This is a genomic window from Enterobacter cloacae complex sp. IR5418, from assembly GCF_049238105.1.
In the GTDB taxonomy this organism is placed as follows: Bacteria; Pseudomonadota; Gammaproteobacteria; order Enterobacterales; family Enterobacteriaceae; genus Enterobacter; species Enterobacter hormaechei.
In genome coordinates, this window is sequence record NZ_JBMKHS010000002.1 from 197,454 (window position 1) to 218,891 (window position 21,438).

General features: G+C 59.2%; 19 protein-coding genes and 2 pseudogenes. 12 read left to right on the forward strand and 9 right to left on the reverse strand.

Annotated elements, in window-relative coordinates:
• Positions 1-59: 59 nt before the first annotated feature.
• Positions 60-1,496 (reverse strand): MFS transporter, encoded by a 1,437-nt coding sequence (locus ACOTX7_RS02605; RefSeq protein WP_221257023.1) that lies wholly within the window; start codon positions 1,494-1,496, stop codon positions 60-62.
• A gap of 107 nt (positions 1,497-1,603) precedes the next feature.
• Here ACOTX7_RS02605 and ACOTX7_RS02610 point away from each other — a divergent pair, with 107 nt between their 5' ends.
• The 3 genes from ACOTX7_RS02610 (at position 1,604) to ACOTX7_RS02620 (ending at position 3,210) form a co-directional block, all read left to right on the forward strand.
• Positions 1,604-2,473, forward strand: coding sequence for a helix-turn-helix transcriptional regulator (locus tag ACOTX7_RS02610; protein ID WP_047355384.1), 870 nt, complete (start codon positions 1,604-1,606; stop codon positions 2,471-2,473).
• Positions 2,474-2,612: 139 nt separating this feature from the next.
• The gene (locus tag ACOTX7_RS02615; RefSeq protein ID WP_047355385.1) at positions 2,613-2,942 is read left to right on the forward strand and encodes a type II toxin-antitoxin system RelE/ParE family toxin; all 330 of its coding nucleotides are present in this window, start codon (positions 2,613-2,615) and stop codon (positions 2,940-2,942) included.
• Positions 2,923-3,210, forward strand: a complete 288-nt coding sequence (locus ACOTX7_RS02620; RefSeq protein WP_015571209.1) for a helix-turn-helix domain-containing protein — start codon at positions 2,923-2,925, stop codon at positions 3,208-3,210. The genes ACOTX7_RS02615 and ACOTX7_RS02620 overlap by 20 nt, the downstream gene beginning before the upstream one ends.
• Before the next feature lie 36 nt (positions 3,211-3,246).
• Here ACOTX7_RS02620 and nfsB read toward each other — a convergent pair whose 3' ends face one another.
• The 3 genes from nfsB to ACOTX7_RS02635 form a co-directional block, all read right to left on the reverse strand.
• On the reverse strand, positions 3,247-3,900 hold the full coding sequence (nfsB, locus tag ACOTX7_RS02625) for an oxygen-insensitive NAD(P)H nitroreductase (protein WP_003858884.1): 654 nt from the start codon (positions 3,898-3,900) through the stop codon (positions 3,247-3,249).
• 120 nt (positions 3,901-4,020) lie between these two features.
• Positions 4,021-4,389, reverse strand: coding sequence for an MmcQ/YjbR family DNA-binding protein (locus ACOTX7_RS02630; RefSeq protein ID WP_221257024.1), 369 nt, complete (start codon positions 4,387-4,389; stop codon positions 4,021-4,023).
• Positions 4,379-4,969 carry a TetR/AcrR family transcriptional regulator gene (locus ACOTX7_RS02635; protein ID WP_032673605.1) on the reverse strand — a complete coding sequence of 197 codons (591 nt, stop codon included), beginning with the start codon at positions 4,967-4,969 and terminating at the stop codon, positions 4,379-4,381. The genes ACOTX7_RS02630 and ACOTX7_RS02635 overlap by 11 nt, the downstream gene beginning before the upstream one ends.
• A gap of 191 nt (positions 4,970-5,160) precedes the next feature.
• Here ACOTX7_RS02635 and ACOTX7_RS02640 point away from each other — a divergent pair, with 191 nt between their 5' ends.
• Together ACOTX7_RS02640 and ACOTX7_RS02645 are read left to right on the forward strand one after the other, a co-directional pair.
• Entirely contained in the window at positions 5,161-6,264 is a 1,104-nt protein-coding gene (locus ACOTX7_RS02640; RefSeq protein ID WP_221257025.1) for a RomA family MBL fold metallo-hydrolase, read from the forward strand.
• Between the two features lie 32 nt (positions 6,265-6,296).
• Positions 6,297-6,638: a RamA family antibiotic efflux transcriptional regulator gene (locus tag ACOTX7_RS02645; RefSeq protein WP_221813021.1), complete on the forward strand. Its 342-nt coding sequence runs from the start codon at positions 6,297-6,299 to the stop codon at positions 6,636-6,638.
• Between the two features lie 54 nt (positions 6,639-6,692).
• On the opposite strand, the gene ACOTX7_RS02650 is transcribed toward ACOTX7_RS02645, so the two are convergent.
• Positions 6,693-6,941, reverse strand: coding sequence for a DUF1158 domain-containing protein (locus ACOTX7_RS02650; RefSeq protein ID WP_041910998.1), 249 nt, complete (start codon positions 6,939-6,941; stop codon positions 6,693-6,695).
• A gap of 488 nt (positions 6,942-7,429) precedes the next feature.
• Between ACOTX7_RS02650 and ACOTX7_RS02655 the strand changes: the two genes are divergently transcribed.
• From ACOTX7_RS02655 to ACOTX7_RS02665, 3 genes are all read left to right on the forward strand, one after another.
• Positions 7,430-10,138, forward strand: coding sequence for a cation-transporting P-type ATPase (locus ACOTX7_RS02655; protein WP_221257027.1), 2,709 nt, complete (start codon positions 7,430-7,432; stop codon positions 10,136-10,138).
• 110 nt (positions 10,139-10,248) lie between these two features.
• Positions 10,249-11,313, forward strand: a complete 1,065-nt coding sequence (locus ACOTX7_RS02660) for an efflux RND transporter periplasmic adaptor subunit (protein ID WP_221257028.1) — start codon at positions 10,249-10,251, stop codon at positions 11,311-11,313.
• Positions 11,314-11,322: 9 nt separating this feature from the next.
• The gene (locus ACOTX7_RS02665; RefSeq protein WP_221257029.1) at positions 11,323-14,457 is read left to right on the forward strand and encodes an efflux RND transporter permease subunit; all 3,135 of its coding nucleotides are present in this window, start codon (positions 11,323-11,325) and stop codon (positions 14,455-14,457) included.
• On the opposite strand, the gene ACOTX7_RS02670 is transcribed toward ACOTX7_RS02665, so the two are convergent.
• Complete coding sequence (locus tag ACOTX7_RS02670; RefSeq protein ID WP_221257030.1) at positions 14,408-15,529, reverse strand: YbdK family carboxylate-amine ligase; 1,122 nt, start codon at positions 15,527-15,529, stop codon at positions 14,408-14,410. The two genes, ACOTX7_RS02665 and ACOTX7_RS02670, sit on opposite strands and share 50 nt — an antisense overlap.
• 105 nt (positions 15,530-15,634) lie before the next feature.
• On the opposite strand from ACOTX7_RS02670, the pseudogene ACOTX7_RS02675 reads away from it, so the two are divergent.
• Positions 15,635-16,526: pseudogene (locus tag ACOTX7_RS02675) on the forward strand (oxidoreductase).
• Here the strand turns inward: ACOTX7_RS02675 and ACOTX7_RS02680 are convergent.
• Positions 16,523-16,609: pseudogene (locus ACOTX7_RS02680) on the reverse strand (AraC family transcriptional regulator); the annotation flags it as partial. The pseudogenes ACOTX7_RS02675 and ACOTX7_RS02680 sit on opposite strands and share 4 nt — an antisense overlap.
• 134 nt (positions 16,610-16,743) lie before the next feature.
• Here ACOTX7_RS02680 and ACOTX7_RS02685 point away from each other — a divergent pair.
• Complete coding sequence (locus tag ACOTX7_RS02685) at positions 16,744-17,100, forward strand: DUF4440 domain-containing protein (protein WP_221813023.1); 357 nt, start codon at positions 16,744-16,746, stop codon at positions 17,098-17,100.
• Positions 17,101-17,228: 128 nt separating this feature from the next.
• On the opposite strand, the gene ACOTX7_RS02690 is transcribed toward ACOTX7_RS02685, so the two are convergent.
• Together ACOTX7_RS02690 and ACOTX7_RS02695 are read right to left on the reverse strand one after the other, a co-directional pair.
• Positions 17,229-17,684: a hypothetical protein gene (locus ACOTX7_RS02690; RefSeq protein WP_221813025.1), complete on the reverse strand. Its 456-nt coding sequence runs from the start codon at positions 17,682-17,684 to the stop codon at positions 17,229-17,231.
• Between the two features lie 288 nt (positions 17,685-17,972).
• Complete coding sequence (locus tag ACOTX7_RS02695) at positions 17,973-18,854, reverse strand: LysR family transcriptional regulator (RefSeq protein ID WP_221813026.1); 882 nt, start codon at positions 18,852-18,854, stop codon at positions 17,973-17,975.
• A 105-nt stretch (positions 18,855-18,959) separates the two neighbouring features.
• Between ACOTX7_RS02695 and budA the strand changes: the two genes are divergently transcribed.
• On the forward strand, positions 18,960-19,739 hold the full coding sequence (gene budA, locus ACOTX7_RS02700; RefSeq protein WP_221257215.1) for an acetolactate decarboxylase: 780 nt from the start codon (positions 18,960-18,962) through the stop codon (positions 19,737-19,739).
• Positions 19,711-21,432: an acetolactate synthase AlsS gene (gene alsS, locus ACOTX7_RS02705; RefSeq protein ID WP_260630775.1), complete on the forward strand. Its 1,722-nt coding sequence runs from the start codon at positions 19,711-19,713 to the stop codon at positions 21,430-21,432. The genes budA and alsS overlap by 29 nt, the downstream gene beginning before the upstream one ends.
• The last annotated feature ends 6 nt before the right edge of the window (positions 21,433-21,438 follow it).

Genomic DNA, 21,438 nt, shown 5'->3' on the forward strand with positions numbered 1-21,438 from the left:
CTGTATTGATGCAGCCCCATAATGGCGGCTGCGGATCTATTATGCAAATTCAGGCAGTTTTATTTTGTCGCCGGGCAGGCCTTGACGACCGGTAAACAGAGACGATGGCGCATACGCAGCGTGGCCAGCGCCAGGACCACCATCATGGCCGTTTCCACCATCAGGAAGACGTTGACCGCCTGGGTGTAATCTCCGTGATAACTTTGCAGCCCGTGCAGCAAAATCGCGCCGAAAATGGCCGGGCCAAGCCCCAGCGCAGCCTGTTGCAGCGTGCTTAAAATCGCGCTCGCGGCTCCCGCATCGTCAGGCTGGATATCGCGCATCCCGATGCGGTAGAAGCTGTTTACAATCAGCGCCTGCCCGTAACCCACCAGCCCGGTGGCCGGGGCCAGCGTCAGCGCGGTATTTTGCATTCCCCAGTGACGGAACGTGGCGATCAGCGCCACCAGGCCGACAAGCTGAACTGCCAGCCCGGTCAGCAGGATGGCGCTGGTGCTGTAGCGGGCAATCAGGCGCGGGGCGAACCAGGCAGAAATAAAATAGGTCACGCCGAGTGCGATGAAACTGTTTCCGGACTGCCACGGCGCCATTCCCAGACCGCTTTGCATGGTCAGCGCCATACAGAACATGAACCCGGACCAGACGCTGAAAAAGAGTATCCCAATCAGCACGCCAAAGCGGATGCTGCGCAGCTGCAACAGGCGCGGCGCGATGAGCGGATGGGCATTCTCACGCTCTTTTTTTCGCGCGTTCAGCACCATCAAACAGGCCAGCGGCACAATCGCCAGCAGGGCGACCTTCAGCGGCCACGACCAGTGCCACTGCGGGCCGAGCGCCATCGGGAACAGCATACAGCACAGTATCGCCGTCAGCAGGACGGTACCGATCCAGTCAATGCGCGACGGCGTGTCGCGGCGGGTTTCCGGCACGTAGCGACGGCTCAGCGCCAGCACCACCAGACAAATCGGCACGTTGATAAAGAAGGCGTTGCGCCAGCCCAGCCCGGCGATGTCCGCCGATACCAGCCAGCCGCCACCCATCTGGCCGACGATAAATGCAATTCCGCCGATCCCCCCGAACAGGCTGATCGCTCTGGCGTGTGCCGTTCCTTTTAACGTCACATGCAACGTCGCGAGAATTTGCGGCATGATCAGCGCGGCGCCCGCGCCCTGAATAATGCGCGCGGCAAGCAACTGTTCGATATTGCCCGCCATGCCGCACAGCAGCGAGGCCAGGCCAAAACTCGCCACGCCCCACATAAACAGGCGACGGCGGCCAAGGTTATCGCCCAGCTTGCTGCCGGGAGCCAGGCAGACGGCAAAGGCCACGCCGTAGAGGGCGACGATCAGCTCCAGTTCGGTGGCGGTGGCGTGTAACGAATGGGTGATGGAATCCAGCGCCACGTTGGTGATTGAGGTATCAATCAGCGGCAGCATCTGGCCGGTTAACAGCAAAATCAGGCCCGCGCGACCCGGTGAAACAACTGACGTATTCATGGTGACTCCATTGCGTCAAACAGCGTAGAGTCGTAGCATCAACCATCTGATAAACGGGTACCAGTTCTTGCTTATACTGGTACTGACACTACCATGCAGGAGTTGTTATGGCGCTGATGTCTGAACCTGTCACCTCTCTTCAGGATGACACCCGCAAGCAGCTGGGCGCGTTTTTGCGAGCACGGCGGGAAAGCCTTGATCCGCAGCGCCTCGGCTTACCGCGCAGCGGCCGCCGCCGTACGCCGGGCCTGCGCCGGGAGGAGGTAGCGATGCTCGCGGATGTCGGGGTGACCTGGTACACCTGGCTGGAACAGGGCCGGGACGTCAATCCGTCCAGCGCGGTGATGGCCGCCATCGCAAAAGCGCTGCAATGCACCCCGACCGAAGCCCGGCATCTTTTTGTACTCGCCGGGTTGCCGCCGGGTGAAGCCCCGCAGTCGGTGTGTTGCGAGGGGATCAGCGAAGGCACGCGTCGCCTGCTGGATACCCTGCTGCCGAAACCCGCCAGCATTCAGAAACCCAATTTCGACATCGTGGCGTGGAACGACAGCTTCGGACACCTGATGGGCGTCGATTTCAACGCCATCCCGCCGGAAGATCGCAACTGTATTTATCTGTTTCTTACCCACCCGGCCTGGCGCGCGCGGCTCGGCAAACGTGACGACGTGCTGCCGATTTTCGTCTCCTACTTCCGCGCGGCAATGGCTGAGCATCGGGGGGACCCGCTCTGGGAAGCAAAGCTGGCGCGTTTTTTTGCGGTGTCCGAGGAGTTCAAAACCCTGTGGCACCAGCGCAACGACGTGCGCGGCGTGGAGAACCAGCTCAAGCTGTTTACCCATCCCGAGCTGGGGGATTTTCATCTTCAGCAGATGTACTGGTACTCCGCGCCGCGAAACGGATCGCGGCTGCTGGTCTATTTACCCGTGGATGAGGCAGGGGAGAGGGCGATGGCGTGGCTGGCGGAGCAGGGGAAGTAAGTTTTTTGCGAGGGGCTTTCAGGGAATCAACGCGGATCCGGTCCTGCCTGAAATAAGCTGGTAAGGTGAGTCACGAAAGGCAAAATTAGCCTTTAATGCAAATTGCCTTATATGCTAATATTATCAGGGATGAAATACCGTGTTCAGACTTATCGTTCATGCGGCGGTCAGGGAGGAGATCCTCTCATTGCCTGCGGGAGTACAGGCGAAGCTGATTCGCCAGCTTGATAAATTACGCAACAACCCGACAGTATTGCGTGAACCTGACAGCAAACCCTTACCCAATGGTTTGTTTGAAATCAGAACCGTCGGGCTGATCCATACTCGAGGGATCTACGTCTATCAGCGGGAAAGAACCATTTTTCTGCTGCGGGTGTTTATCAAGAAGACGCAAAAAACGCCCTCTGCTGAACTCCGTCTGGCACTGAAACGACAACAGGAGATGTTGGATGAGCAAGAAGATTATTGACTGGGACGAACTCAGAGCTGAACTGTTAAGCGATTCAGAGGTTCAGGCTTCCTTTGATGCGGAAGAGCGCAAGGAACGCCTGCGGGAGATGCTGGCGCAATGGCGCAATCATGCTGGTCTGACGCGCGCCCAGGTGGCGGAGCGGATGGGCGTCAGCGCACCGACGGTATCACGAATGGAAGCCAATATTACCCGGGCGAGTCTCGATACATTAACGCGTTATGCGCTGGTGTGCGGGGTAAAGCATCCGCAGATAACGCTTTACTGAAAACGGGCACGCCGATAGATGGCGTGCCAGAAGCGCTTAGCACTCAGTCACAATCGTGCTCAGCGGCAGGCGAGATTTCGGCAGCGTGGCGTTGAAATCTTCCACGCTGTGATGCCCGACCGGGACCACCACCAGGCTGGTGAAGCCTTTCTCTTTCAGGCCAAACTCTTCATCAAGAATAGCCGCGTCAAAGCCTTCAATTGGCACCGCGTCCAGGCCCATCGCGGCCACGCCCAGCAGGAAGTTACCGACGTTCAGGTAAACCTGCTTCGCCATCCACTGGTCGTCATCTTTCAGATCCACGCGGTGCATGTCGGCAAAATAGCAGCGGCCTTTGTGGTTCGCGGCTTTGGCTTCGGGCGTGGCGAAACGGCCATCAGCCTCTTCCTGATCGACAACGCGCTCAAGCCAGGCATCGTCCATCGCGGTTTTCGCGCAGAACACCACCACGTGAGAGGCATCCAGCATTTTGCGTTCGTTAAACACATAGGTGCCCGCCGCGGATTTTGCCACGCGCGCTTTACCCTCTTCAGTGCTGGCAACAATAAAGTGCCACGGCTGGGAGTTAGTGCTGGACGGGCTGTATTGCAGCAGCGTTTTGATTTTTTCCGCTTCTTCTGCGGTCAGTTTTTTGGCTGGGTCGAACGCCTTGGTTGAGTGGCGTTTCAGGGCGACAGAAATAATATCCATAACAACTCCTGGTGATGAAATTCGCCCGCGGGCGGGCGTGAAAGGAAAGCAGATTACCGCGCGAAGCGGGAAAAGATAAGTGCGATTCGAGCGCTTATTCTGTTCGTCTCAGACGAACAATCAGGTTGGCCGAATCCACTTCTGATCTTTTTTTGGCAGTTTATCAACGACCAGATTCCACGAATCCGTAATCAGGTCGGTGACCAGTTCAGGCGTGACGTCGTCCGTGCCGTAGAGTGAAATCCAGTGTTTTTTATTGAGGTGATAGCCCGGCTCCACGCCACGGTAAATCTGCTGATTAAGCAGCGATTTTTCCGGGTCGGATTTCAGGCTGACGTGGGGCCGACCGTGCGCGGTCGCCATCAGCATAAAAATTTTCCCGCCCACCTTAAACACGTCATACTCCGGGCCAAACGGCCAACAGTGTTTGGTGAAAGGCATCTCCAGCGCGACGCGTCTGGCATGGTCCTGCAAGGATTTACTGTCCATGGATCTCTTCCTCTGCAAGCCCGCGCCACATGGCCTCAAAGCCCAGCGCTTTAAAATCGACGGCACGAGACGGATCGCGGGTGGCAAACTCCATGGTGGTTTCCGCCAGCGATAAGAAAAGCGCATCGCCAAACGTTTTGAATTCATCGGACATAAACACCGGGCGCACCGAGCGGCGGCATAACTCATGAAGTTCCGGGAACATCTCTTTCACCGCCTGTTCCGTTTCGGCGCTCAGCTTTTCACTGACGCCAATCTGGCGGATAGCCGCATGCGCCAGGGGGTTACGAATGCCCCAGTCTACATAGCTGTTCCAGATATTGCGGGTATGCTCTTTTGGCTCGGAGAGGGTGCGATCGAGGTTCGCCAGCATGGTCTGGCAGAGATCCTGCTTCAGATGCAGGTAGAGGGCATTCAGCAGATCGTCTTTGGTAGCAAAGTAGCGAAACAGTGTCCCTTCAGCGACGCCCGCATTACGGGCAATTAACGCCGTTGAGGCGGCAATACCTGACTGGGCAAATGCCGCGGTGGCTGCTTCCAGTAAGGCCTGTTTTTTATCTTCACTCTTCGGACGTGCCACTAAATTTTTCCTCCCGTCAATTGTAAAAGCCCTGATTGAAACACTTCCCTTGTTACGCTGCAGCGCGGAATGTCAAAGATCGAAAACCTTCTTGACGGCGTAATCATCCTCTCTATAATGAGTGCTTACTCACTCATAATCAAGTATCACCCGCGCAAACCATCGGACGGGGCGCGTAGGCGGGTCAGGAAATGAAAAAGCCTCTATTCATCTGCGTGGTATTAGTCATGATTATTGCTTCAGCTGCCAGTTTACCGTTTGTACTGAACGCCGGATTTGGCCAGCCACCGCAGGGCGCGCAGCTCTCTGAAGTGGAAGCCTCCCCGCACTATCGCGACGGGCAATTCCATAACACGCTCCCAACGCCGGGCTTTACCGGGCAACAAAATATGCTGGTGGCGTGGTGGCAGTTCCTGACCCGTAAAACCGAAAACGCCCGTCCGGCGCAGCCGCTGCCGCTGGTGAAAACCGATCTGGCGAGTCTGTCGCCTGACCAGGATACGCTGGTGTGGCTCGGTCACTCCTCGTGGTATATGCAGCTGGCGGGAAAACGCATTCTGATCGACCCGGTTCTGAGTAACTACGCCGCGCCGTTCTCGTTCCTCAATAAAGCCTTTGCGGGGGAGTATCCGTGGCGTGCGGAGTGCATGCCGGAGATCGACCTGCTGATTATCTCCCACGATCACTATGACCATCTGGATTACGCCACCATCAAGGCGCTGCTGCCGAAGGTGAAGCGCGTGGTCACGCCGCTCGGCGTCGGTTCACACCTGCGCTACTGGGGGATGAGCCAGGACATTATCGATGAACGGGACTGGAACCAGTCGGTACATATCAGCGATGCGCTGACGGTGCATGTGCTGCCAGCGCGCCACTTTTCCGGACGCGGCATTAAGCGTAACCAGACCCTGTGGGGCAGCTTTATGTTTGTCACCCCGGAGCGGAAGGTCTATTACAGCGGCGACTCCGGTTACGGCCCGCACTTCAAATCTATCGGCGAGCAGTTTGGCGGCGTTGATCTGGCCATTATGGAGAACGGGCAGTACGACCAGGACTGGAAGTACATCCATATGCATCCGGCGGAAACGGCGCAGGCCTCGGCAGATCTCAATGCCAAAGCGGTCGTACCGGGACATAACGGACGCTTCGTGCTGGCGAAACATACCTGGAACGATCCTCTAATCCAGCTGGCGAAAGCCAGCAAGGATAAAAACTATCGGCTGCTGACGCCGGAACTGGGCGAACCGGTACGGGTAAGTGATACCACGCAACAATTTCGCGAGTGGTGGGAATAATGTTTAAGCGAGAAGCAGAGGGGGAGAGCAGTATGACGATTTCCGCTCAGGTCATTGATACGATTGTCGAATGGATCGATGACAACCTGCATCAGCCGTTACGCATCGAAGAGATTGCCCGTCATGCGGGTTACTCCAAGTGGCATTTACAGCGGCTGTCTATGCAATACAAAGGTGAAAGTCTGGGGCGCTACATCCGCGAACGCAAGCTGCTGCTGGCGGCACGCGATCTGCGTGAATCAGACGAACGCGTGTACGAAATCTGCCTGCGCTACGGGTTTGACTCGCAGCAGACGTTTACGCGCATCTTCACCCGCACCTTCAACCAGCCGCCCGGGGCGTACCGCAAAGAGAATCACAGCCAGACACATTAAAATTAGAAATCCAGGCCGGGTAAGGCATCGCCGCCACCCGGCTTTTTTATTGGCTTACGACGCCAGTGAGAACCAGCGGCGCCAGACGAAACGCAGGATGAAGAATTCGATAGCGCCGAGCAGTAAAAACCACACGCAGAACAAAATGGTGTAGAGCTGGTTCAGGTCGACCATATGAAAGGTCTGAACCAGCTTCTGCGCCAGCACCAGACCCAGCGACGGCGCGGGCAGCAGTAAGCAAGAGATCAGGGCCATCAATAAAATGCCCCCCGCAGTCAGCAGCGATTCCAACGGGTGTTTCATCGTAATGTTAATCGTCAGTTAAAAATGTCATTGTCCGGCATCCTTTAACGTAAAGCAATATCAACCCTCCGGCCCTTTTTTAATTAAATAATTCCATGCCCCGACAAATAATGTACGGAAAGAGATTAATTTAACCTTGAGGATTAAATTAATATCGCGCTATGTAAATAAATGTCTGTATCACGAAAATAATTTTACAAAGCTATAGGTGCTGTATCCAATTAACGTCGCAATAACAATGGCTGCGACAATGTATAACGCCAGGCGCCGTCCGCGATAAATACCAAACATGCTTCCTCCTCGTTTAGTGTTGGTTTAGAAATATTTTGTAAAAATCAACGCGTCGAAATAATTTTAATCAGTTTTGAATAACCGGGTAGTCAATATATTGCGGTAGATCAATTTAACCCGCAAGACTTTAAAATGAATTATTTAAAGCCAGAAAGGAATTCCGGCTTCCGTCCACCGGATATTGAAGGAAAAATACCATGACCAAAAAAAATTTCTCGCAGAATATGCCACCCGCAGGTGGGCAGGCGTACCAGCAGACCGTAGAGCAGGTGCTTGCTCAGGCGCAGAGCCAGGCTAATGGCCTGGACCGCACCGAGGCGCAGGCGCGTTTGCAGAAGCATGGCCCGAATGCGCTGCCGGAGAAAAAAGGCAAGCCGGGCTGGCTGCGTTTTCTCGCGCATTTTAACGATGTGCTGATTTACGTCCTGCTGGCGGCAGCCGTATTAACGGCGGTAATGGGACACTGGGTTGATACGCTGGTTATTCTGGGCGTGGCGGTAATCAATGCCCTAATTGGCCACATTCAGGAAAGCAACGCGGAAAAATCCCTGAAGAGCATTCGTAATATGCTCTCCAGCGAGGCGCGTGTTATTCGTAATGGCACCCACGAAACCATACCGACGACGGAAATCGTTCCGGGCGATATTATTGTATTACGCGCGGGGGATCGTATTCCGGCGGATATGCGTTTAATCGAAGCGCATAATTTACGCGTGGAAGAGGCGATTCTGACCGGTGAATCCACCGTGGTGGATAAACACACGAATCCGCTGAACGGCGAATTACCGCTGGGCGACCGCACGAACCTGGTCTTTTCCGGTACGACGGTAAGCGCAGGCGGCGGCGTTGGCGTGGTCATTGCCACGGGGCAGGAGACCGAACTCGGCCACATCAACCAGATGATGGCGGGCATTGAAAAACACCGTACGCCGCTGCTGGTGCAGATGGACAAGCTGGGTAAAGCGATCTTCGCCATCATTCTGGCGATGATGGCCGCGCTGTTTGTCTTCAGCCTGGTGTTTCGCGAGATCCCGATGGGCGAGCTGCTGCTCTCCCTCATTAGCCTGGCTGTCGCGTCTGTACCAGAAGGTCTGCCAGCGATTATCTCCATCATCCTCTCCCTGGGCGTGCAGGCGATGGCGCGCAAGCGGGCGATTATCCGCAAGCTGCCGACGGTTGAAACCCTGGGCGCAATGACCGTGGTCTGCTCGGATAAAACCGGCACCCTGACCATGAACGAGATGACGGTGAAAGCCATCATCACCGCCGACGCCTGCTATCGCGTGGACGGCAACAGCTATGAGCCGGTGGGCCACATCTATCTGGAAGGCAGCGACGAGCCGGTGCAGATCCAGCCGGGCACCGTGCTGGAGCAGTACCTGCGCACCATCGACCTGTGCAACGACAGCCAGCTGATTCAGGACGAGCGCGGCCTGTGGGGTATCACCGGCGGGCCGACCGAGGGCGCACTGAAGGTGCTGGCGGCGAAAGCCCACCTCTCGCCGGTCATGACCACGCTGATTAACAAGATCCCGTTCGACTCGCAGTACAAGTACATGAGCACCCACTACCAGATTGGCGGTGAGGAGCAGATTTTGATTACCGGCGCGCCGGACGTGATTTTCGCCCTGTGTGAGCAGCAGCAGACCCGCAACGGTGCGCAAGCCTTTGACCGCGCGTACTGGGAAAACGAGATGGAGCGCTATGCACGTCAGGGACTGCGCATGGTCGCCGCGGCGTTCAAGCCAGCAAATGGCGAGCAGGCATTAACCCACGACGACCTGAACCACGGTCTGATCTTCCTCGGCATCGCCGGGATGATGGATCCGCCGCGCCCGGAGGCGATTGAGGCGATTAATGCCTGCCAGCAGGCGGGGATCCGCGTGAAGATGATCACCGGGGATCACCCGCAGACGGCGATGAGCATCGGTCAGATGCTGGGGATCACCAACAGCGAGCAGGCGGTCACCGGCTACCAGCTGGAGAAGATGGACGACGCCGAGCTGGCGGAAGCGGCGGTGAAGTATGACATCTTCGCCCGTACCAGCCCGGAGCATAAGCTGCGCCTGGTGAAAGCGTTGCAGGACAAAGGCGAAATCGTCGGTATGACCGGCGACGGCGTGAACGATGCCCCGGCGCTGCGCCAGGCGGACGTCGGCATCGCGATGGGCATCAAAGGCACGGAAGTGACCAAAGAGGCGGCGGACATGGTCCTGACGGACGATAACTTCGCCACCATCGCCAGCGCGGTGAAAGAGGGGCGTCGCGTTTACGACAACCTGAAGAAGACCATCCTGTTCATTATGCCGACCAACCTGGCGCAGGGGCTATTGATTGTGATTGCGCTGCTGGCGGGGAACATCATTCCGCTCACGCCGGTACTGATCTTGTGGATGAACATGGCGACTTCCGCCACGCTCTCCTTCGGCCTGGCCTTTGAGGCCGCCGAGCGCAACATTATGCGTCGTCCGCCGCGCCAGACCGGGCAGCACGTGATGGACGCCTACGCTGTGTGGCGCGTGGCCTTCGTCGGCACCATGATTGCTATCGCCGCCTTTGCGCTGGAAGCCTGGCTGGCCCCGCGCGGCCACAGCGCGGAGTTCATCCGCACCGTGCTGTTGCAGATGCTGGTCTGCGCCCAGTGGGTATACATGATTAACTGCCGCAACACCGACGGGTTCTCCCTGAACCGTGGCCTGCTGGCGAACAAAGGGATCTGGCTGGTAACGGGCGTACTGTTCCTGCTCCAGGCTGCGATTATCTACCTGCCGTTTATGCAGATGCTGTTCGGTACCGAAGCGCTGCCGCTGCGCTACTGGTTCGTGACGCTGGCGGTGGCGGGGGTGATGTTCTTCGTCGTCGAAATCGAGAAGCGACTGACCCGCAGGTTCCGTAAGTCTGCATAACTAAGCCCCCCGTCACCCTGCCCTCTCCCCAAAGGGGAGAGGGTGTTCAAGTTCCCTCTCCCCTTTAGGGAGAGGGTTAGGGTGAGGGGAAAACACTGAGGTACTTCTTAATGAAATTCCCGCTCCTGTTCGCACTCCTCGCCAGCACCCTGCAACCCGTCTTCGCCGCCGCCATTCCCGTGCGTGTCGCCACCGTGGAGCAGACCGCCCACGCCGCCGAGCGCCAGATCCCGGGCCGCATCGAAGCCATTCACACCGTTGAGCTACGTGCGCGTACGGAGGGCGTCATCACCAGAATCCACTTCCGCGACGGGCAGTACGTGAAAAAAGGCGACGTGTTGTTCGAACTGGACGACGCCGAGCCGCGCGCCGCCCTCCGTCTGGCGCAGGCCGAAGTGAGAAGCGCCGAAGCCACGCTGCGTCAGGCGCAGCAGCAGCTGTCCCGCTTCGAAAGCCTGGGCAGCAGCAACGCCATCAGCCGTCACGACGTGGACAACGCCCGCATGCAGCGCGACGTCGCGAGCGCCGCGCTGGAGCAGGCGAAAGCCCGGCTCGAGACCCGCAGCGTCACTCTCAACTACACCCGCATCACCTCGCCGATTGACGGGCGCGTGGGGCACAGCAACTTCCACGTCGGCAGCCTGGTCAACCCTGCCAGCGGCGTGCTGGTGGAGGTGGTGCAACTTGATCCGATCCGCATTGCCTTTGCGCTGGAAGAGGGCGCGTTTGCCACTAAAGCCGGACAGCATGCGGATATCCGAGCCATGAAGCAGGCCTGGCAGGCGCTGATTGACAGCAACGGCCAGCGCATCAGCGGGGAACTGACCTCCGTGGATAACCGCATCGACCCGCGCACCGCCAGCGTGATGCTGCGCGCCGAGTTCGCCAACCCGCGCCATCAGCTCCTGCCCGGCGGCAACGTAAACGTGTATTTGCGCCCGGCCAGCGAACAGCCGGTGTTGACCCTGCCCGCCGCCGCGGTCCAGCAGAACGGCGACGGGTTTTTTGCCTGGGTGGTCAATGCCGACGGCAAAGCCGAAATGCGCCCGCTGAAGGTTGCCGGGCAGATCGGCCAGCAGTTCCAGATTGCCTCCGGCGTGAAGCCCGGTGAGCGAGCGATTACTGACGGTGCGCAGCGCGTGCAGCCCGGCGCTGCCGTCCAGATACTGAATTAAGGAGCCATCATGCTGACGTTTTTCATCAAACGCCCGCGCTTTGCGATGGTGATTGCGCTGGTCATCACCCTGCTGGGGGCCATCGCGCTGAGGATTATTCCGGTGGAGCAGTACCCGCAGATCACCCCGCCGGTGGTGAATGTCTCTGCCAGCTGGCCGGGCGCCAGCTCGGCTGACGTGGCGGAGGCCATCGCCACGCCGCTGGAGACGCAGCTGAACGGCGTGGATCACATGCTCTATATGGAGTCCACCAGTTCGGACGAAGGCACGTACAGCCTGAACATCACCTTTGCGGCGGGCACCGACCCGGATCTCGCCGCCATCGACGTGCAGAACCGCGTGTCGCAGGCCGTGGCGCAGCTGCCGACCGAGGCGCAGCAAAACGGCGTGCAGGTGCGCAAGCGCGCCACCAACCTGATGTTGGGGGTAAGTCTTTACTCACCGAACAATACCCACACGCCGCTGTTCGTCAGCAACTATGCCAGCACGCAGGTGCGCGAGGCGCTGTCCCGCCTGCAGGGCGTCGGGCAGGTGCAGATGTTTGGCGCGCGGGATTACAGCATGCGCATCTGGCTGCGTCCGGACCGCATGAACGCCCTGAATGTCACCACCGACGACGTGGCGCAGGCGTTGCGCGAGCAGAACGTGCAGGGGGCGGCAGGTCAGGTCGGCACGCCGCCGGTATTTAACGGCCAGCAGCAGACCCTGACCATCAACGGGCTGGGGCGCTTAAACCAGGCCGACGACTTTGCCAGCATTATCATTCGCGCCGGGGAGATGGGCCAGCTGGTGCGCCTGAAGGACGTCGCCACCATCGAGCTTGGCTCGCGCAGCTACAGCTCTGGCGCGCAGCTTAACGGACACGACTCCGCCTATCTCGGCATTTACCCCACGCCGTCCGCCAACGCCCTGCGCGTGGCCGATGCGGTGCGCGCGGAACTGGAACGGTTGTCCACGCGTTTCCCGGACGATCTGGTCTATGAAGTTAAATTCGACACCACCTCGTTCGTTGCCGCCACCATCAAAGAGATCGGCGTCTCGCTGGCGCTGACGATGCTGGCGGTGGTGGTCGTGGTGTCCCTGTTCCTGCAAAGCTGGCGCGCAACGCTGATTGTCGCCCTGGCCATTCCGGTGTCGCTGGTGGGCACCTTTGCGGTGCTCTATACGCTCGGCTACTCCGCCAATACGCTGAGCCTGTTTGCCATTATTCTGGCGCTGACCATGGTAGTGGATGACGCCATCGTGGTGGTGGAGAGCGTCGAAACGCTGATGGCGGAAGGGCAGAGCCGCACGGCGGCGACCTCGCTCGCGCTGCGCCAGATCGCCGGGCCGGTCATCGCGACGACGCTGGTGCTGCTGGCGGTGTTTGTGCCGGTGGCGCTCCTGCCGGGGATTGTCGGTGAGCTGTACCGCCAGTTTGCGGTGACGCTCTCGACCGCCGTGACGCTTTCAAGCCTGGTGGCGCTGACCCTGACGCCCGCCCTGTGCGCGCTGCTGCTGCGTCCGCGCCCGGAGAAACCTGCGGCAGTTTATCGCGCCTTTAACCGTGGGCTGGATGCCGCACGCGGTTTCTACACCCGCATCGTGAACGTATTAAACCTGCGCCCGTGGCTGGCGCTGCTGGCCACCGCAGGCGCGGCGGCGGTGGTGGTTTTCAGCTTTATGTCGATGCCAAAGGGCTTCCTGCCCCAGGAGGATCAGGGCTACTTCTTCGCCAGCGTCCAGCTGCCGGAAGCGGCGTCGCTGGAGCGCACCGAAGCGGTGATGACCACCGCGCGCGAACTCATCGCTAAAAACCCGGCGGTGGAAGATGTGATTCAGGTTTCAGGGTTTAACATCCTCAACGGTACCAGCGCTTCCAACGGCGGGTTTATCTCCATCATGCTCAAAGACTGGAGTGAGCGCCCGCCGCTGGATGAGGTCATGGGCACCCTTCAGCGCCAGCTGCTGGCTCTGCCGGAAGCGACCATCATGACCTTCGCGCCGCCGACGCTGCCGGGGCTGGGCAACGCCTCCGGTTTCGACCTGCGCATTCAGGCGCAGACGGGGCAAAGCCCGGCGGAGCTGGAGCGGGTGACGCGTGAGGTGCTGGCGAAAGCTAATCAGCATCCGCAGCTGAGCCGTGTGTTCACTACCTGGAGCAGTAACGTGCCGCAGCTGACGCTGACCGTTGACCGCGAGCGTGCCGCGCGCCTCGACGTGCCGGTGTCGCGCATCTTCAGCAGCCTGCAAACCGCCTTCGGCGGCACGCGCGCCGGGGATTTCAGCGTCAACAACCGCGTCTACCACGTGGTAATGCAGAACGAAATGCAGTGGCGCGAGCGCGCGGAGCAAATCAGCGAGCTGTTCGTGCGCAGCAACAGCGGCGAGCGGGTGCGTCTGAGCAACCTCGTCACCATCACGCCGACCGTCGGTGCACCCTTTATTCAGCAGTACAACCAGTTCCCGTCGGTATCGGTGAGCGGTTCGGCAGCGGAAGGGGTAAGCAGCAGCACCGCGATGGCGGCGATGGGGGAAATCCTGGCGGAAAACCTGCCAGCCGGGTACGACTACGCCTGGAGCGGCATGTCCTATCAGGAGCAGCAGACCGGCAATCAGGCAATATGGATCGTACTGGCGGCGGTGGTGATGGCGTGGCTGTTCCTCGTCGCCCAGTATGAGAGCTGGACGCTGCCGGCGAGCGTAATGCTCTCGGTGCTGTTCGCCATCGGCGGGGCGCTGGTCTGGCTGTGGCTGGCGGGCTACGCCAACGACGTGTACGTGCAGATCGGTCTGGTCTTGCTGATCGCGTTAGCGGCCAAAAACGCGATCCTGATCGTGGAGTTCGCCCGCGCCCGGCGCATGGACGGGATGGCGATTGTCGATGCCGCACGGGAAGGGGCATCGCGCCGCTTCCGGGCGGTGATGATGACCGCCGTGTCGTTTATTATCGGCGTTTTGCCCATGATGCTGGCGACCGGGGCGGGTGCCCAGAGCCGCCGCATCATCGGCACCACGGTGTTCAGCGGCATGCTGGTGGCGACCGTGGTGGGGATTGTGTTCATCCCCGCGCTGTTCGTGCTGTTCCAGCGCCTGCGCGAGTGGGGCCACGGCCTTACGGACTCGTCGCCCACAGCTCGCAGTGCTTCTGCACCAGAGAAATAAGCGAGCCGCCGTCAGCGATAAAGTCCCGCATGCGCTGCGCCTCGCTCTTGCCCTGCTTTAACAGCAGGGCAATTTCATTGATTGCGCTCGTTGCGCCGAGCTTCTCGGCCGACGGCGCAACCTGCTCCAGCAGCCAGGCGATATCGTCCGCCACGGTTTTGTGTTCGCCGGTATGCACGTCCGTCAGAATGCCTTCCAGCCCGTATCGACAGGCCTGAAAACGGTTAAAGCGGTACAGCAGAAAATCCCGTTCCTGATGCTTATAGGGCCGCGTGGTCAGCAGCCAGTGGGACGTCGCCTGAATAAGCCCGGCGATGTTAATGGCGTGGCCGAGCGTCAGCGGGGTATCCATCACCCGCACCTCCACGGTGCCGAAGTGCGGGCTGGGACGGATGTCCCAGTGCAGATCTTTAATGCTGTCGATCATGCTGGTGGCGCTCAGACGGCGGAACAGCCCTTCGAACTCCTGCCAGCTGTTAACCCACGGCATCTGGCCGTTATCCGGGAAGCCCGAAAAAATGTTCAGCCGCGACGAGGCGAACTTCGTGTCGGTGCCCTGCATATACGGTGAGGCGGCCGCAAGGGCGATAAAGTGCGGCACAAAGCGCGACAGGCCGTGCAGCAGGTAAATGGCATCGTCCCCGGTCCGACAGCCAACGTGCACATGCTGGCCGAACACCGTCGCCTGTAAAATCAGATAGCCGAAGCGCTCCAGCGTGACGTTATAGCGATCGTCGTCGCACACCTCCTGCCGCTGCCATTTCTGGAACGGATGCGTCCCACCGCCGCAGATCTGGATATGCTGCTCCGCCGCCGCGCGCAGGATGCTCTGCTGCATCACCGAGAACTGCGCCGCTGCCTGGTCGATGGTCTGGCACACGCCGGTGGCGATTTCGAGCATGCTTTCGGTGATGTCGTGTTTGACTTCGCCCCCTTTGATGTCGTCTTTGACGGCGGCGATGAGGGCAGAAGAGTCCTGGCTCAGATCGTAACCCGGCGGGTTAACCACCTGGAGTTCGAGTTCAATGCCGAGGGTATAAGGTTCAGAGGACTTAAAATCGGGTAAGGGCATGGCGCACTCCATTGTCTGTTATGTGTTGAGTATAGACAATGGGCGTGGCGCGCTCTTTTCAGGGTGGTATAACTGATTTCAGGCTTAGCAAAAGGGGAGTGACCCATGTCTGACTATCCATCCATTGCGCTGATTGGTCCTGGTGCGATTGGCACCACCATTGCCGCGGTATTGCATGATGCGGACCGCACGCCGCTGCTGTGCGGTCGCACCGCGCACCCGGAATTGCGCCTGCGTCACGATGAGGGGGAAATCGTGGTGCCCGGTCCGGTACTCACCGATCCTGCCGTCATTACGCGCCCCGCCGATCTCGTTTTTGTGGCGGTAAAAACGACGCAAAATGCCGACAGCGCCGGGTGGCTGCGCGCCCTGTGCGATGAAAACACTGTGGTCTGCGCGCTGCAAAACGGCGTGGAGCAGAAGGCGCAGCTTTATCCTTTGGTCAATGGTGCAACGGTGCTGCCCTCGGTAGTCTGGTTCCCGGCCCAGCGCGAGCCGGATGCCTCCGTATGGCTGCGGGCAAAACCGCGCCTGACGCTGCCGGACGTGCCGCAGGCGCAGCGGGTGGTGGAGGCGCTTCGCAACTACGCGCTGCGCGGTTGAACTTTCGACAGATTTCGCCACCGTCGCCTGGCGCAAGCTGCTGCAAAACGCAGTCGCCGGGCTGATGGTGCTGGCCAATCGCCGCGCCGGGATGTTCAGGCGCGAGGATATCAGCGAGCTGGCGCTGGCCTACCTGCGCGAGGGGCTTACCGTCGCCCGCGCCGAAGGGGCGAAGCTGGACGATGCGGTGGCGGAGGAGATTCTGACAAACTTCCAGCGTGCGCCAGTGGATTTGGGCACGTCGATCCTCGCCGATCGTCAGGCGGATCGCCCGATGGAGTGGGATATCCGCAACGGCGTGATCCAGCGCTACGGTCGCAGGCACGGTATTGCGGTGCCCATCAGCGACGTGGTGGTGCCGCTACTGGCGGCGGGGAGCGAGGGGCCGGGTTAACGGCCACTGTTTTTCCGTTCGGCAAAGTAATGGGCGGCCGTGCTGCCCATCGCTTTTCTAAACAAGGTGATAAACGCATTCATACCTGAAAGTGGCGGCGAGCCGATAGAGAGGAAGGGAGAAGAATATGAATGTCCACTCTGTGCCAGGAGCGGATGTTGCTTTCCAGCGTTCATTGTCCTAAAAGTTAATAGCCCAATGTAATAAGGACAATACTATGCTCCTTGAGAGATTAAAAACTCTTGAATGTTCTCTACATGATTATAAGCGGAACGATCGGGAATGGCTTGAAGAGATACTTCATGAGGAATTTCGAGAGATAACGCGATCTGGCATGTTGGTTGATAGGGCAGAAACAATAGAGGCGCTTTCTACTGAAGATAAACGTCCAATAATTCACAGTGGCGAGTTTAGACTTATCATCGTTAGAAAAAATTTCGCCATATTGCATTACAAGACTTTTGATCCAGATGGCAGTAATGCCTCTCTTCGTTCCTCATGCTGGGAGATGAGTGGCAATGGCCAATGGCAATTGATATTTCATCAGGGAACTCCTGAGTCAACGCGCGTTTAGATACAAGATGCAAGATGCGAGCGTCCGCACCTCGCTCTTAACGGACATTCAACAAACAACGCTATTCTTTTAGTAAGGCCAAAGTCCTGCTTTTTACCCAGCAGAACCCCGACCTCCCATCACCCGCCTCAGTGCGCCGTTATATAAGGCTCCTTCACAAACTCCGCCAGCAGCCAGACCATATCATGCAGCAGCCCGGTGAGTTCTTTCGCCACGCCCCCAGGCAACGTCCCGCCCATCACCGCCAGCGTTAACGCCACGGCATAGTCCACCTGCAACGCCGTATCCTGCCAGCAGTCCGGCGCACAGGAGGCGATCTTTTCCCCTGCGATCAGCTGTTCAACCAGATACGAAGGCAATTCGGCATCGCAGCATTCCCGCAGCCGTTTCAGCGCAGCCAGCAGTTGTTTACAAAGCGTGGCAAATGTCACCGCATCGTCCGTTTCCACCAGTACGCTTACGTACGCCGCACAGGTGTCAGCCAGTTCAAAGAGATCCGCAGAATCGGAAAGTTGAAGGTGGAGAAGGTGATGAACAGCGCTTTCTTCAGCGCGTACGTATGAAAATCCAGGGGTAGTAACCATTTAGCATCCTCTTTGTCCAAAAATGTTACGTCATGCTAACGGGTTCCTACGCCCGGTTACGGATGTGCCGCAACGCAGGCACTTTACGACCGCGGAGAAGTGATGAAAAGGGATAACCCTGAATTACATAAGGTTGCTTAAAAGTTTGCGAGGCGGCTTCCAGAAGGGCATTACCGGGTGGCGGCTACGCCTTGCCCGGCCTACAAAACCGCGAACAAGCCAACTAACCCGGGACACGAACCGTAGGCCCGTGCAAGCGCAGCGCCGCCGGGCACAGCCGCACCGTCGTTACCCCTCGCTCATCATCGCCAGAAACCGCTTCACCGTTCGCGAGCGTTCAAAGCGCCGCCAGCAGAGCGCGATATCGGTATAAAGCTCCGGTGAGCGCAGGGCATAGTAGGTGACATTCGGCGGAGAAATAGCGGCCATGGATTTCGGCACCAGCGCGAACCCGCCGCCAGCGGAGACCATGCTCAGGGAAGAGGAGAGTTGTGAAGATTGCAGCGTGTGTTGCATATCGATTCCGGCCCGCTCGCAGCTGCCGTAAACGCGGTCATACAGCCCCGGCGCGACCTCCTGCGGGAACAGCACCACCGGCGTATCCCGAAGCTGCTCTAACGCCAGCGAATCGCACGCCGCCAGCGGATGATCGCGATGCAGCGCCACCACCATCGGCTCCCGATCGAGGATTTTTAACTCGAACACCTTGCTGCTCTCGCACGGCAGGCGCACAAAGGCGATATCCAGCTCGCCCTCCGCCAGCATTGTCGTCAGCGACGACATATTGGCTTCCACCTGGTGAACCTGCACCGCCATGTTCTGCACCTGAAACTGACGTATCAGGGCGAAGATTTTGGGATGAAAAGCATCTGAACTGGTGATCCCAATCGACAGGCTGCCGTTCAGCCCGCGCGCGATGCCCCGGGCTTTTTCCAGCGCGGCATCGCTCAGCGCCAGGACCTTACAGGCGTCCTCGTAGAAGGCTTCCCCCGCCTCGGTCAGCTCCACGCCCCGCGTCAGGCGCCTGAACAGCGGCGTGCCCACTTCCTCTTCGAGCCGTTTGATCTGCTGACTCAGAGGAGGCTGTGAAATACCCAGCGCTTTGGCCGCCCTGGTGAAGTGTCGCTCGCGTGCTACCGCGACAAAATAGCGCAGATAACGAAGTTCCATATCAAAAACGTCTCAAACCAGCATGGATTCTATATTGGAACTCTCTGCTGAATCGGGTCAACATTTATTTAACCTTTATAAATAAAGTTGAAGAGGACGGGCATGATGATGCGTTCATCTGCATGCGACTGTGAGGCGAGTTTATGCGAGACCCTGCGCGGGTTCTCGGCTCAGCATCCTGACAGCGTGATCTATCAGACATCGCTAATGAGCGCCCTGCTAAGCGGCGTCTACGAAGGGGAGACCACCATTGCCGACCTGCTGGCACACGGTGATTTTGGTCTCGGCACCTTTAACGAGCTGGACGGCGAAATGATTGCCTTCAGCAGCCAGGTTTACCAGCTTCGCGCCGACGGCAGCGCCCGGGCCGCGAAGCCGGAGCAGAAAACGCCATTCGCGGTGATGACCTGGTTCCAGCCGCAGTACCGCAAAACCTTCGACGGGCCGGTTAGCCGTCAGCAGATCCACGACGTCATCGACCAGCAAATCCCCTCCGATAACCTGTTCTGTGCGCTGCGCATCGACGGCAATTTCCGCCACGCCCACACCCGCACCGTACCACGCCAGACGCCGCCGTACCGGGCGATGACCGACGTGCTGGACGACCAGCCGGTGTTCCGCTTTAACCAGCGCGAAGGCGTGCTGGTTGGGTTCCGCACCCCGCAGCATATGCAGGGCATCAACGTGGCGGGCTATCACGAACACTTTATCACCGACGACCGTCAGGGCGGGGGCCACCTGCTCGACTACCAGCTGGAGAACGGCGTGCTCACCTTCGGGGAGATCCACAAGCTGATGATTGACCTGCCCGCCGACAGCGCGTTTTTACAGGCCAACCTGCACCCCAGCAATCTTGATGCGGCTATCCGCGCCGTCGAAAACTAACAGGAGAACTACCGTGAACAGTGAAAAACAGTCACGTCAGTGGGCGCACGGCGCCGATATGGTTGTCGGCCAGCTGGAAGCGCAGGGTGTGAAGCAGGTGTTCGGGATCCCCGGCGCAAAAATCGACAAGGTTTTCGACTCCCTGCTGGACTCCTCCATCGAGATTATCCCGGTGCGTCACGAGGCTAACGCGGCGTTTATGGCGGCGGCGGTAGGGCGTCTGACCGGTAAAGCCGGGGTGGCGCTGGTCACCTCCGGACCGGGCTGTTCGAACCTGATCACCGGCATTGCGACCGCCAACAGCGAAGGCGACCCGGTGGTGGCGCTGGGCGGGGCGGTGAAGCGGGCGGATAAAGCCAAGCTGGTGCACCAGAGCATGGACACCGTTGCCATGTTCAGCCCGGTCACCAAATACGCCGTCGAAGTGAATTCACCGGACGCGATTGCCGAGGTGGTTTCCAACGCGTTTCGCGCTGCCGAGCAGGGCAGACCGGGCGGGGCGTTTGTCAGCCTGCCGCAGGATATTGTCGACCAGCCCACCACGGGGGCGATTTTGCCTGCCAGCGGCCCGGCGCTGATGGGCCCGGCTCCCGAATCGGCCATTAACGACGTGGCGAAGCTCATCGACAAAGCCAAAAACCCGGTCATCCTGCTGGGGCTGATGGCCAGCCAGCCCGCGAACAGCGCCGCGCTGCGCAAGCTGCTGGAAAAAAGCCGCATTCCGGTCACCAGCACCTACCAGGCCGCCGGGGCGGTGAACCAGGAGCACTTTACCCGCTTCGCCGGACGCGTCGGCCTGTTTAACAACCAGGCGGGCGACCGGCTGCTGCATCTGGCGGATCTGATCATCTGCATCGGCTACAGCCCGGTGGAGTACGAGCCGTCCATGTGGAACAGCGGCGACGCGACGCTGGTACATATCGACGTGCTGCCCGCCTATGAGGAGCGCAAGTATGTTCCCGATCTGGAACTGGTCGGGGACATTGCCGCCACGCTAAACCTGCTTGCCAGCCGCATTGAGCACAAGCTTGAACTCAGCCAGCGCGCCTCGGAAATTCTTGTCGATCGTCAGCATCAGCGGGACCTCCTCGACCGCCGCGGCGCATCGCTTAACCAGTTTGCCCTGCACCCGCTGCGCATCGTGCGCGCTATGCAGGACATCGTGAACAACGACGTGACGCTCACCGTCGATATGGGCAGCTTCCACATCTGGATCGCCCGCTACCTCTACAGCTTCCGCGCGCGTCAGGTGATGATCTCCAACGGTCAGCAGACCATGGGCGTGGCGCTGCCGTGGGCGATTGGCGCGTGGCTGGTCAACCCGGGGCGCAAGGTGGTGTCGGTCTCCGGTGACGGCGGCTTTTTACAGTCGAGCATGGAGCTGGAAACGGCGGTGCGCCTCAACGCCAACGTGCTGCACATCATCTGGGTGGATAACGCCTACAACATGGTGGCCATTCAGGAAGAGAAAAAATACCAGCGCCTCTCCGGCGTGGAGTTCGGTCCGGTCGATTTCAAAGCCTATGCCGACGCGTTCGGTGCGAAAGGCTTTGCCGTCGAAAGCGCCGATGCGCTGGAACCGACGCTGCGTGCGGCAATGGATGTCGATGGCCCGGCCGTGGTGGCCATTCCCGTCGACTACAGCGATAACCCGCTGCTGATGGGCCAGCTCCATCTCAGCCAGATTTTGTGAATCAAC